The sequence below is a fragment of the Streptomyces sp. NA04227 genome (assembly GCF_013364195.1).
Taxonomy (GTDB): Bacteria; Actinomycetota; Actinomycetes; order Streptomycetales; family Streptomycetaceae; genus Streptomyces.
Map to the genome: position 1 here is coordinate 1,913,591 of NZ_CP054918.1, position 12,108 is coordinate 1,925,698.

At 72.8% G+C, this 12,108-nt stretch carries 9 protein-coding genes and 1 pseudogene; 2 read left to right on the forward strand and 8 right to left on the reverse strand.

Annotated elements, in window-relative coordinates:
* Position 1: 1 nt before the first annotated feature.
* The 4 genes from dnaG to HUT18_RS08000 all read right to left on the reverse strand — a co-directional run bounded on the left by dnaG (position 2) and on the right by HUT18_RS08000 (position 5,726).
* The gene (dnaG, locus tag HUT18_RS07985; RefSeq protein ID WP_176099076.1) at positions 2 to 1,906 is read right to left on the reverse strand and encodes a DNA primase; all 1,905 of its coding nucleotides are present in this window, start codon (positions 1,904 to 1,906) and stop codon (positions 2 to 4) included.
* Between the two features lie 69 nt (positions 1,907 to 1,975).
* Entirely contained in the window at positions 1,976 to 3,238 is a 1,263-nt protein-coding gene (locus tag HUT18_RS07990; protein WP_176099078.1) for an NAD(P)/FAD-dependent oxidoreductase, read from the reverse strand.
* Between the two features lie 204 nt (positions 3,239 to 3,442).
* Positions 3,443 to 4,804, reverse strand: coding sequence for a deoxyguanosinetriphosphate triphosphohydrolase (locus HUT18_RS07995; protein WP_176099080.1), 1,362 nt, complete (start codon positions 4,802 to 4,804; stop codon positions 3,443 to 3,445).
* Between the two features lie 112 nt (positions 4,805 to 4,916).
* Positions 4,917 to 5,726, reverse strand: a complete 810-nt coding sequence (locus HUT18_RS08000) for a sirohydrochlorin chelatase (protein ID WP_176104360.1) — start codon at positions 5,724 to 5,726, stop codon at positions 4,917 to 4,919.
* Positions 5,727 to 6,252: 526 nt separating this feature from the next.
* Here HUT18_RS08000 and HUT18_RS08005 point away from each other — a divergent pair.
* Together HUT18_RS08005 and HUT18_RS08010 are read left to right on the forward strand one after the other, a co-directional pair.
* Positions 6,253 to 6,874: pseudogene (locus tag HUT18_RS08005) on the forward strand (vancomycin high temperature exclusion protein).
* A gap of 155 nt (positions 6,875 to 7,029) precedes the next feature.
* A complete protein-coding gene (locus HUT18_RS08010) occupies positions 7,030 to 9,312 on the forward strand; it encodes a molybdopterin oxidoreductase family protein (RefSeq protein ID WP_176099082.1) in 2,283 nt (760 codons plus the stop codon).
* Between the two features lie 48 nt (positions 9,313 to 9,360).
* Here the strand turns inward: HUT18_RS08010 and HUT18_RS08015 are convergent, their stop codons facing one another.
* The 4 genes from HUT18_RS08015 to HUT18_RS08030 form a co-directional block, all read right to left on the reverse strand.
* On the reverse strand, positions 9,361 to 9,873 hold the full coding sequence (locus HUT18_RS08015; protein ID WP_176099084.1) for a hypothetical protein: 513 nt from the start codon (positions 9,871 to 9,873) through the stop codon (positions 9,361 to 9,363).
* A 196-nt stretch (positions 9,874 to 10,069) separates the two neighbouring features.
* The gene (locus tag HUT18_RS08020; RefSeq protein ID WP_176099086.1) at positions 10,070 to 10,531 is read right to left on the reverse strand and encodes a gamma-glutamylcyclotransferase family protein; all 462 of its coding nucleotides are present in this window, start codon (positions 10,529 to 10,531) and stop codon (positions 10,070 to 10,072) included.
* Positions 10,532 to 10,554: 23 nt separating this feature from the next.
* Positions 10,555 to 10,965, reverse strand: a complete 411-nt coding sequence (gene cutA / locus HUT18_RS34150) for a divalent-cation tolerance protein CutA (protein WP_176099088.1) — start codon at positions 10,963 to 10,965, stop codon at positions 10,555 to 10,557.
* Between the two features lie 199 nt (positions 10,966 to 11,164).
* Entirely contained in the window at positions 11,165 to 11,827 is a 663-nt protein-coding gene (locus tag HUT18_RS08030) for an NADPH-dependent FMN reductase (protein ID WP_176099090.1), read from the reverse strand.
* Positions 11,828 to 12,108: the final 281 nt, after the last annotated feature.

Genomic DNA, 12,108 nt, shown 5'->3' on the forward strand with positions numbered 1-12,108 from the left:
CTCAGAGCGCGTCGGCGCCGCGTTCCCTGAGCGCCTGGGCGTACTGCTGCATGACCCACAACTCGTTCTGTACGGCGGCGAGTTGGGCGGGGTCACCGCCGCTGCTGAGCCGGGCGAGGGTGCTCTGGATGTCGCCGATACGGCGGTCCACGGCGCGCAGCCGGACATGGACGAGCTGTATCCCGGCGTAGAGCTCGTCGACGGTCTTGCGCAGGATCTGTTCCACCGCGAGCTCGGTGACCATGGCGCGGATCGTGTCGTCCGGGGCGGCCTCGCGCACCCGCGCCAGGTAGTCCGGGCCGTCCTGCGTACCGGCCTCCGCTCCCCCGGCCTCCTCGATGGCGATCCGCACGGCGGCGTACGGGGGCGCGGTGAACTCGTCCGCCCCGTAGGCGTCGAACGCGGGTGAGACCAACTCGGGCCGCTGGAGGGCGAGTTTGAGCAGCTCGCGTTCGGTGCGGTGGGCGGGGCTGCGAAGGTTGAGCGCGGGCCCCGAGGGGACCGCGGGCGCGGCGTACTGCGGACCGCCCGGCCGCCCGGCCGCGGGGCCGTTCGGCGGGCGGCCGCCCTTGTCCCGTGCCCAGCGGGCGAGTTGGGCGATCCGCTTGACCACGAACTGGGTGTCCAGGATGCCGAGCATGCCCGCGAGCTGGACGGCCACCTCGTGCTGGGCGCCGGTGTTCTTGATACGGGCGACGACCGGGCCCGCCTCGTCGAGGGCGGCGGCGCGGCCCCCGGGGGTGTCCAGGTCGTAGCGCCGCACGATCTGCCGCAACGCGAACTCGAAGAGCGGGGTACGCGGCTGGACCAGGTCGCGCACCGCGTCCTCGCCCTTGGCCAGGCGCAGTTCGCAGGGGTCCATGCCGTCGGGCGCGATGGCGATGTAGGTCTCGGCGGCGAACTTCTGGTCGTCCTCGAAGGCGCGCAGTGCGGCCTTCTGTCCGGCCGCGTCGCCGTCGAAGGTGAAGATGACCCGGGCCGAGCCGTTGTCCATCAGCAGGCGGCGCAGGATCTTGATGTGGTCGCCGCCGAAGGCGGTGCCGCAGGTGGCGATCGCGGTGGGCACCCCGGCGAGGTGGCAGGCCATCACGTCGGTGTAGCCCTCGACCACGACCGCGCGGCTGGCCTTCGCGATCTCCTTCTTGGCGAGGTCGATCCCGTACAGGACCTGCGATTTCCGATAGATCGCCGTATCGGGGGTGTTGAGGTATTTGGGACCGTTGTCGCTCTCGTACAGCTTGCGTGCGCCGAAGCCCACGACGTCCCCGCCGATGTCGCGGATGGGCCACATCAGGCGGCCCCGGAAGCGGTCCATGGGGCCGCGGCGGCCCTCCTGCGCGAGGCCGGACAGGAGCATTTCCTTGTCGCTGAACCCCTTGCCGCGCAGGAAACGGACCAGGTTCTCGAAGCCCTGCGGGCTGTAGCCGACGCCGAAGTGGGCGGCGGCGGCCTGGTCGAAGCCGCGTTCGGCGAGGAAGAGGCGGCCGGTCTCGGCCTCCGCGGAGGTGTCGAGCTGCTCGGTGTAGAACTGCGCGGCCAGCTTGTGCGCCTCGACCAGGCGGATGCGCTCGCCGCGCTGGTGGCCCGGGTTGTAGCCGCCCTCCTCGTAGCGCAGGGTGATCCCGGCGCCGGCGGCGAGGCGTTCGACGGACTCGGAGAAGGAGAGGTGGTCCACCTTCATCACGAAGGTGAGGACGTCGCCGCCCTCCTGGCAGCCGAAGCAGTGGAACAGGCCCTTGCTAGGGGAGACCTGGAAGGAGGGCGACTTCTCGTCGTGGAAGGGGCACAGCCCCTTGAGGTTGCCGCCGCCCGCGTTGCGGAGCTGAAGGTACTCGGACACCACGGCGTCGATCGGGACAGCGTCCCGGACCGCCTTCACGTCCTCGTCGTTGATCCTCCCAGCCACCCCTGGATTCTACGGTCCCCCGCCGACAGCTCCGGCCGTCAGGGGACCGTACGCCCCAAGGTCCCAAGGTCAGGGCAGCAGCGACTCCAGCGAGGTACCGGGGTCGGCCAAGGCCTGGACGTCCACCTGGTGCCGCGAGCGGATGAGCTGCTGGACGGTGTCCGTGACGTCCCACACGTTGACGTTCATCCCGGCCAGGACCCGCCCCTCGGACAGCCAGAACGCGATGAACTCCCGGCGGGCCGCGTCACCGCGCAGCACCACCTGGTCGTAACTGCCGGGCGGCGCCCAGCCCGAGTACTCCATGCCCAGGTCGTACTGGTCGGAGAAGAAGTACGGGACCCGGTCGTAGCTGACCTCCTGGCCGAGCATGGCGCGGGCGGCGGCCGGTCCGCCGTTGAGGGCGTTGGCCCAGTGCTCCACCCGCAGCCGGGTGCCGTACAGCGGGTGCGCGAGCGAGGCGACGTCGCCCGCGGCGTGGATGTCGGGGTCCGAGGTGCGCAGCGAGGCGTCGACCGCGATGCCGCCGCCGTGCGCGCGGTCGGCGAGGTCGAGCCCGGCCGCCTCGGCGAGCGAGACGCGCGGGGCGGCGCCGATCGCGGCGAGGACGTCGTGCGCGGGGTGCTCCTCGCCGTCGTCGGTCCGGGCGGCGAGCACCATCCCGTCCTTGCCGACGATCTCGGTCAGCCGGGCGCCGAAGTGGAACCGGACGCCGTGCTCGGCGTGCAGGTCGGCGAAGACCTGGCCGAGTTCGGGGCCGAGCACCGAGTGCAGCGGGGTGGGCTCGGGTTCGACGACGGTGACCTCGGCGCCGTAGTGGCGGGCGGCGGCGGCCACTTCGAGTCCGATCCAGCCCGCGCCCGCGATCACCAGATGGCCGTTGTCCCGGCCGAGGGCGGCGAGCACGCCGCGCAGCCGCTCCGCGTGCGCGAGCCTGCGCAGGTGGTGCACGCCCGCCAGACCGGTACCGGGGATGTCGAGGCGGCGCGGCTCGGCACCGGTGGCGAGCAGCAGCTTGTCGTAGCGGATCAGCGTGCCGTCGCCGAAGCGGACGGTGTGCGCGGCGCGGTCGATCGCCACGACGGTCTGGCCGAGGTGCAGTTCGATGTCGTGCTGCGCGTACCAGTGCAGGTCGTGCACGAAGGTGCTGTCGCGGTCGTCCTTGCCGAGCAGATAGCCCTTGGACAGCGGCGGGCGCTCGTAGGGGTGGTCGCGTTCGTCGCCGACCAGGATGACGCGGCCCTTGAATCCCTCCGTCCGCAGGGTCTCGGCGGCCTTGGCTCCCGCCAGACCCCCTCCGACGACGAGATACGTCTGATCCGCGTCCACCACTTGAAGCCTCCTCATCACCGAACGGCCATCTCCGAGCCTGACTCACCGGGACCCGGGCGGGAAGAGGGAGTGGCCCGATCAGGCCATTTGCCTTACCGGTACGCACCCGCACGGGGCGGCCACTTCGGGCGTAGGCGCGGATGCCGGGGCGGGTGTCGGACGGCTGTCAGGGCTGGTGCCGGATGTGGGGCGGGCCGTCGGTTGTCACGGGCGCTCGGTGAGGCGTGCGTGCAGGGAGCGTGCGCTGGCGTCGGTGAGGGAGGCGATCTGGTCGATGACGACGCGCTTGCGGGCCCGGTCGTCGGGGGCGGTGTCGAACAGGGCGCGGAACTGCGGGTCCAGGCCGTGGGGTGCGCGGGCGGTGAGGGCCTCGGCCAGTTCCGCGACCACGATCCGCTGGTCGGCGCGGAGTCGCTCCTGGTCGGCGCGCTGCATCACATAGCGGTCGGCGACGGCCTTGAGGACCGCGCACTCCATCCGGGTCTCGCGCGGGACCACGAGTTCGGCGCCGTAGCGGGCGAGCGGCCGGGCGGCGGAGCCGGGGCCGAAGCGGGCCCGGGTGGCGGACTCGGCGGCCAGGCAGAAGCGGCCGATGAGCTGGCTGGTGGCGTCCTTGAGACGGCCCTGGGCGAGCGCGGTGCCGTCATAGCCGTGCGGCCACCACTCCTGTTCGAGCAGCCGGTCGAGGGCCGCGTCGAGTTCGGCGGGGTCGGTGTCGGCGGGTACGTAGCGGCCGATCGCCACCCCGCACAGGTCCCGCCGCTCGGGTTCGGCGTACAGGACCCGGGGGTCGATGTGCCCGGCGTGCAGGCCGTCCTCGACATCGTGCACGGAGTAGGCGACATCGTCCGACCAGTCCATGACCTGCGCTTCGAAGCAGGTGCGGTGGTGCGGGGCGCCCTGACGGATCCAGTCGAAGACGGGGCGGTCGTCCTCGTACACGCCGAACTTCGGCGAGGCCGCGTCGGTGGGGTGACCGCCGCGCGGCCAGGGGTACTTGGTGGCGGCGTCCAGGGCGGCACGGGTGAGGTTGAGGCCGACGCTGAACAGGCCCGGCGGCTCGTCCTCGTGCGCCCCGGCGCCGGGCGGGAGGCGGGCCGCCTCGGTGAAGTGCTTCGGCTCGATACGGGTGAGCAGGCGCAGCGACTGCGCGTTGCCCTCGAACCCGCCGCAGTCGGCGGCCACTTCGTTGAGCGCCTGCTCGCCGTTGTGACCGAACGGCGGGTGACCGAGGTCGTGCGAGAGGCAGGCGGTCTCCACCAGGTCCGGGTCGCAGCCCAGCGCGGCACCGAGTTCACGGCCGACCTGGGCGCACTCCAGGGAGTGGGTGAGCCGGGTGCGCGGGCTCGGGTCCCAGGCGGGCGAGACCGTTCCGGGCGTGACGACCTGGGTCTTCCCGGCGAGCCTGCGCAGCGCCGAGGAGTGCAGGACACGGGCCCGGTCGCGCTGGAAGGCGGTACGCCCCGGCCGTTTGTCGGGCTCGGCCGCCCAGCGCTCCACGTCGGCGGGGCCGTAGTGCGCCGCTGGGTAGGGGTGGTCGTCCGGGTCCGGCGTGGTGCCTGTCATGCACCGACAGTACGGGCAGTGGGTGACGAACGGGGTGTGTGGGGGAAGCCTGGGCCGGACCGGTGGAGGGCGGGCGGGTGCGGGGTCCGGCCCGGCGGCCGGTGTACGCGGTTCAGGCGGTGGCGAGTTGGCGCGGGGCGGCGAGGTGGTTCAGCGCCAGCGCGTGCTCGTAGCGGCGCAGTACGAGTTCGGCCAGGGCCGGGTGGGCGCCCAGCGGTTCGGCGGCGATCCAGGGCGAGGCCTCGGCGCACTGGCCCGAGAAGCGGCCGGGCGCGGTGAAGTACGAGGCCACCGCGATCCGGTGGCGGCCGCGCTCCTGGAGGGCCCGGACGGCGGCGGGCACCGAGGGCTCGCTGGTGGCGTAGCCGGGCAGTACGGGGACTCCGAGCCGGTCGGCGAGCCGGGCCGCGGTCTGCTGGGTGTCACGTGCGGAGTCGGGGTCGCGGGATCCGGCCGCGGCCAGCACGATCCCGGCCGAGCGGCGGTCGGCCGCGGTCATCCGGGTCGGCCAGCCCGCCTCCACCAGCCGGGCGTGCAGCGCGTCGACGAGCAGACGGTGCGGGCCGAGCGGCGGGGCGACCCGGGTGTCCAGGGGGCCCGCGCCCGCGGTGACCGACGGGATGTCCTGCTTGATGTGGTAGCCGCGGCCGAGCAGCAGCGGTACCAGGACGGCGGGGCCGTGCTCCAGTTCGGCGAGGGTGTCGGTCAGCAGCGGGGCGTTGAGTTCTATGTGACCGAGCCGTACGTCGAGGCCCGGGCGGTGCTCGCGGACCCGTTCCCGCAGCGCGTGGACGGTGGCCAGGGCGCGCGGGTCCCGGCTGCCGTGGGCGACCAGGATGAGGGCGGGCCGCGAGTTCCGGCGGCGCCCGTCGCGCAGGACACCACTGAGCTGACTGCCGAGCTGACTGCCGATACGGGTCATGAGCTGCGCCGTACTGTCGAGGTCCGCGCCACCGAACGGCGGCGGGTCGACGGCTTCCGGACAGGCCCTGGGGGCCTCGCCCTCGCGGGCGGCCCGATTGTCACCGAATGGATTCGACGCCGTCATGAACCGATCCTCACCGGGTCGGATTGCCGCCCCGTTGCCTGATGATGACGACTGCTTTCCCGCCTGCTCACCGTCGGCGGGACGGCGTTGTCAGTGGCCCCGTCTACGGTGGGCAACAAGCTTGGACCGGGTCGGGGCGGCGGGTCCAGAGGGCCTGTGCACACGGGGGTGTCGGGTGGGACGGAGCAGGTGGGGCGGTGGCCCGGGCAGCGGATTCCGGTTCGCTCGCGGGCGGGCCGGAGCGGGTACGGACGGTGGTCGTGGCACTCCGGTGCACAAGGACGCACCTGAGCATACGGCCGCTCCGGCGCGGTGGTGTACGCCGAGGTGGCGGGGTGGATCGTGGCGGCCGGGGCTGCCGCGTACACGGACCGGGCAGCGGCGGCTGCTGCAGAGCGTGATGGGGCTGTGTGTCCTGCTGCTGCTTCCGCCTGCGTGGCTGTGTCACCACCGGGGACCGGCTGCGTTCAACTGCGGACGTGCCGCGCACCGATGTCGCGGTCGTCTTCGGCGCCGGACTGTGGGACGGCAAGCCCTCCCCGTATCTGGCCCGCCGCCTCGACACCGCCGCCCGGCTCTACCACGCGGGCCGGGTCAAAGTGGTCCTGGTCACCGGCGACAACAGCCGTACCTCCTACGACGAACCGAGCGCCATGCGCGCCCATCTGGTCCGCGGCGGGGTCCCGGACGGGCGGATCGTGAGCGACTACGCCGGGTTCGACACCTGGGACTCCTGTGTCCGCGCGCACCGGATCTTCGGAGTGGACCGGGCCGTGCTGATCAGTCAGGCCTTCCACATACGCAGGGCCGTCGCCCTGTGCGAGTCGGCGGGGATGACGGCCTACGGCGTGGGCGTGCCGGACCGGCACGACGCGACCTGGTACTACGGCGCGGGCCGCGAGGTCCTCGCCGCGAGCAAGGCGGCCCTGGAGGCGGTGTTCCGGCCCGAGCCCCGCTTCCTCGGGCCCCGGGAGGACGGGGTGGCCCTGGCGCTGGAGCCCGGCGGCGAGCCGGGACGGTGAGCGAGCTGTGGCGGACGTCGTATACCGGCGTTTGCCGTGGTGAGGGCGGTGCGAGCGGCACCTCACGGTCACCCGGTGTCCGCCGAGAGGCTGGATTACCTGGCGCGTAACAGGGCGGGCCGGGGGGTGTAACACCGGCGACGCATGCTGGCCGCATGCACTCCACGACTGCCCCGGCCCCTGACTCCGGCACCGCCCAGGCCACGCCGACCCACTGCCCGTACTGCGCGCTGCAATGCGGCATGGGGCTGAGCGCGGGTCCGGGCGGGGTGCGGGTGGTGGAGCGGACCGAGTTCCCGGTGAACAAGGGCGCGCTGTGCGGCAAGGGGCAGACGGCGCCCGAGCTGCTGTCCTCCGGGCTGCGGCTGACCGAGCCGCTGGTCCGGGACGCCCAGTCGGGTGCGCTGGTCCCGGCGAGCTGGGAGGTCGCCCTGGACCGGATCGCGGAGGGGCTCTCGCGCACCCGCGCCTCGCACGGCGCCGACGCCTGCGGAGTGTTCGGCGGCGGCGGTCTCACCAACGAGAAGGCGTACACGCTCGGCAAGTTCGCGCGGGTCGTCCTCGGCACCTCGCAGATCGACTACAACGGCCGGTTCTGCATGTCCTCGGCCGCGGCCGCGCATCAGAAGGCCTTCGGCCTGGACCGCGGGCTGCCCTTCCCGCTCGCGGACGTGTCCCGAACCGGCTGTGTGATCCTCGTCGGCTCCAACCTCGCCGAGACCATGCCGCCCGCGCTGCGGTACCTCACCGAGCTCAAGGAGAACGGCGGAAAACTGATCGTCGTGGACCCGCGGCGCACCCGCACCGCACAGCAGGCCGACCTGCACCTGGCCCCGAGGCCCGGCACCGATCTGGCGCTCGCGCTCGGACTGCTGCACCTGGTGGTGACCGAGGGCCGCACCGACGAGGACTTCATCGCGGAGCGCACCGACGGCTGGTCCGAGGCGCGGGCCGGGGCGATGGCGCACTGGCCGGAGTACGTGGAGCGGATCACCGGCGTTCCGGTGCCGACGCTGCGCGAGGCGGTGGCGATGTTCTGCGACGCGGAGAACGCGATGGTGCTCACCGCCCGCGGCCCCGAGCAGCAGTCCAAGGGCACCGACACCGTCGGCGCGTGGATCAACCTGTGTCTGGCCACCGGCAACGCGGGGCGGCCGCTGGCCGGGTACGGCTGTCTGACCGGTCAGGGCAACGGCCAGGGCGGACGCGAACACGGCCAGAAGGCCGACCAGTTGCCGGGCTACCGCAAGCTCACCGATCCCGACGCGCGCCGCCATGTGGCACAGGTCTGGGACGTCGACCCGGACAGCCTGCCGGGCCCCGGACGCAGCGCCTACGAACTCCTCGAAGCCCTCGGCGACGACATCCGCTCGCTGCTGCTCATGGGCTCGAACCCGGTGGTCTCGGCACCGCGCGCCGGGCACATCGAGGAACGCCTGCGCGCGCTCGACTTCCTCGCCGTCGCCGATGTGGTGCTCTCCGAGACCGCCGAACTCGCCGATGTGGTGCTGCCGGTGACCCAGTGGGCCGAGGAGACCGGCACGATCACCAACCTGGAGGGCAGGGTGCTCCTGCGGCGGCAGGCCGTCGAGCCGCCGCCCGGGGTGCACAGCGATCTGTACGTACTCGCCGAACTCGCCGCCCGGCTCGGCGTGGACAAGGGCTTCTCGACCGACGCCGAGGAGGTCTTCGAGGAACTCCGCCGCGCCAGCGCGGGCGGCCCCGCCGACTACTCCGGCATCTCCTACCGCCGCCTGATCGAGGAGCAGGGCGTGTACTGGCCCTGCCCGGCGGGCGAGGAGGACGGCCCGGGGGCAGAGGCCGCAGAAGGTGCAGAGGGTACGGAGCAGGCCGGGACGGACGGCAGGGGCGCGCCCACCGCCGATGTGCCCGCCACCGAAGTGCCCGTCACCGATGCGCCCACCGCCACCGACGTGCGCGCCCCGGCGCGGGGGGCCGGGGCGGGTGCGCACCACCCGGGCACGCCGCGACTCTTCCTGGACCGGTTCGCCACCGAGGACGGGCGGGCCCGCTTCGTGGCCGTCTCGCACCGGCCGGTCGCCGAGGAGCCCGACGAGGAGTACCCGCTGTACCTGACCACGGGGCGGGTGCTCGCGCAGTACCAGTCGGGCGCGCAGACCCGGCGGATCGGCGAACTGAACGCGGCGGCGCCGGGAGCCTTCGTACAGCTGCATCCCCGGCTCGCCGAACGGCTCGGCGTGCGCGAGGGCGACGAGGTCGCCGTGGTCTCCCGGCGCGGCCGGGCCCAGGCGCCCGCCCGGGTCACCACCGACATCCGGCAGGACACGGTCTTCATGCCCTTCCACTGGCCGGGCGCGGGCCGCGCCAACACGGTCACCAACCCGGCGCTGGACCCGACCTCGCGGATGCCCGAGTTCAAGGTGTGCGCGGTCCGGCTGGAACGGGGCGGTTCCTAGGGCGAGTTGGGCAGGAGGCGGGGTGGGCGAGCAGCGTCGTAGCTCACGTCACGGCTTGCCGAAGACCACTCCGCGCCAGGTCCAGCCCGACGCGAGCGCGGCCTCGCGGAGCAGGTGACGCAGTTCCCCGCTGTCGAAACGGAAGGTCTCCGTCACTCCGAGGCCGCCGCTGTCCTCGCGCTGGATCGTCCACTGGACGGTGACCGTCCTGCCCGGCCCGCGTTCGTACTTCGAGGAGATCGCGAGTCTCGGCGGGTTCCCGACGTGGTTGACCTCCCAGTGCTCCTCAAGGGCGCGTACCTCATGGCCCTCCGCGGCCAGACGCATCCGGATCCGGAGGGCGTGCGAGAGCCGGGACTCGAGGAACAGGGTCTGCCAGGCGGGCTCCGCCGTCCGCCATTCCGCCACCAAGTCGACGTTCTCCGCGGCACCGTCACGGATGACGTACGGGACGTCGGGCCCGTTGAGGGCGAGCAGGGCGGTCCGCACGTCCTCGGCCGGGGCCGGGGCGACTCCGTCCTCGGGGCGCCGGGTTCCGGTCAACTTGTCGAAGAGTCCCATACGGCCAACCTAGAGGGACCGGGTTTCCCGGTACAGCGCCCGTCACAGCGGGACGGGCGGGAGTACCGCGTCGCCGCGCCGGTGGTCGGGCAGACCGTACGTACGCGATCCCGGAAGTCACCGGGGTCCCCGAAGTCGTGCGGGACTGCGGAGTGTTGACACATCGGACCAGAGCGCGGGCCCGCCCGTCAGCCCGTCACGGAGTGTCCGAAGTCCTCCCCCGGCCCCGCCAGTCCCCCTCCGCGACGAGGGTGCCCCCGCTGCGCAGTGGCCCGGCGAGCCGCTCGGCGATGACGTACACCCAGGCGCGGACCCGGCTGCCGTCGGGGCGCAGGGTCTCGCGCGGGACGCGGTCGTAGAGGTTGCCCGGGTCGCCGGGTACGCAGTGCTCCAGTACGTCGAGGTCGCGCAGTACCGCGGCGTAGTGGGCGGGCAGCGGGGTGAGGAGTTCGCCGTGGACCCGCCGGTCGTCGCCGGTCTCCACGAGGCAGGGGTAGCCCGGGCCCTCGTAGAGCACCGCGCCGCCGAGCAGGGCCGGTTCCGCGGCGGCCAGTCTGCCGCGGAAGTGGGCGTCGTGGTTGCGCTCGCCGGGGCGCAGGGTTCCGTAGACGAAGAAGGGCAGGGGCGGTTCGGGCTCGGGCGGCGTCGGTTTCGGCACGGGCGGCGGTGGTCCGGACACGGTCAGGGCCTGGTCTCGCGGGTGACCCAGTCCAGGTAGGCGGCGCTGCCGTGGACCACCGGGGTGGCGATGATCTCCGGGTTGTCGTAGTCGTGTGCCTCGGTCAGCCAGGATTCCAGGGCGGGGTACCGGTCCCGGCTGGTCTTGAAGAGCACCTGCCACTCGGCACTGCGCTCCAGGACACCATCCCAGTGGTAGACCGAGGTGACGGGGCCGTTGATCTGGGCGCAGGCGGCGAGCCGGTGCTCCACCGCGCCGTCGGCGAGCAGCCCGGCCTTCTCCGCGGCGTCGGTGGTGGTGAGCACGGTCAGCCAGGCGCCCGGTCCCGCCGGTGCGTGCGGCCGGGCGTTCCCGGTGGCCTCGTCGGCGCTCGCCCGCACGGGCGTGGGCGTGGGCTCGTCGGCCGTGGTCATGGGCGGTTCCCTTCGGGAGGTCGGCTGTACACGATCCGCCGTACGGGATCCCGTACGAGATCGGCTGTACGAGATCCGTACGAGATCGGCTGTACAAGGTCGTCCGCACAGGAGCATGGCACGGCGTACCCCTGACGGGGCCGCAGCCGGGCGGGTATCGGCCCACCCGGCCCCTCGGCCCGCCCGACCCTCCCTGTGCTCAACTCCCGTACGGCCGCACCTTCTTGGCCTCCCGCAGGGCCAGGGCCCACCACACGAGCTGGTCGAGCATCCGGTTCAGCGCGGCCTCGGGGGCCTGTGGGTCGAGGTGGTTGCCGTCCTGGTCGAACTGGCCGTGGACGTGGTGGAAGGAGACGGTGTCCCGGACGGTCACGGCGTGCAGTTCCGCGAAGACCTGCCGCAGATGCTCGACGGCGCGCAGCCCGCCGCTGATCCCGCCGTAGGAGACGAAGCCGACCGGCTTGGCCTGCCATTCCTGGAAGTGCCGGTCGATCAGGCCCTTCAGGCCGGCCGGGTAGGAGTGGTTGTACTCGGGCGTGAGGACGAGGAAGGCGTCCGCGCCGGACAGCCTGGGCGTGACGCGGGACAGCGACCGGCTCACCTCGGGCGTGGGGGAACCGAGCACGGTGGGCAGCTTGGCATCGGCGACATCGATCAACTCGACCTGGACATCGGTCCGTTCGTCCATCCGGTCCAGCAGCCAGGCGGCGAGAGTCGGGCCGAACCGGCCCTCCCGGTCGCTGCCGAGCACGAGCGCCACGCGTACGGGCGCCGGGGTGGCGGAATCGGGGGCCGCGGCGGCAGCCGGGTCGGTGGTGACGTCGGTGGACAGAGTGGCCTCTGGGGCAACGGTGTTGTTCATGGCCCTCACCTTGGCACCTCAATCTAACTTGAGGTCAAGCGCCAATTTTCGGGAGTCCGGAAGGTGCTGATTCATCACCCTTCGCCCTTCCGGACGGAGTACTGGATCACCCGTTCACAGGCCCGGCCCCGCCCGGGTCCCCGCTCGCGGGACACTCGCGACCGCAACCTGATGACCAGCCAGAACGAATCCTTCACCGTGTCAGAAGGCCAGTGGCGCGGGGGCTGGTGACGGCGGCTCAGGAGGCGTGGCCGGGGTGGCGCCGGTTTCCTCGTAGCGCG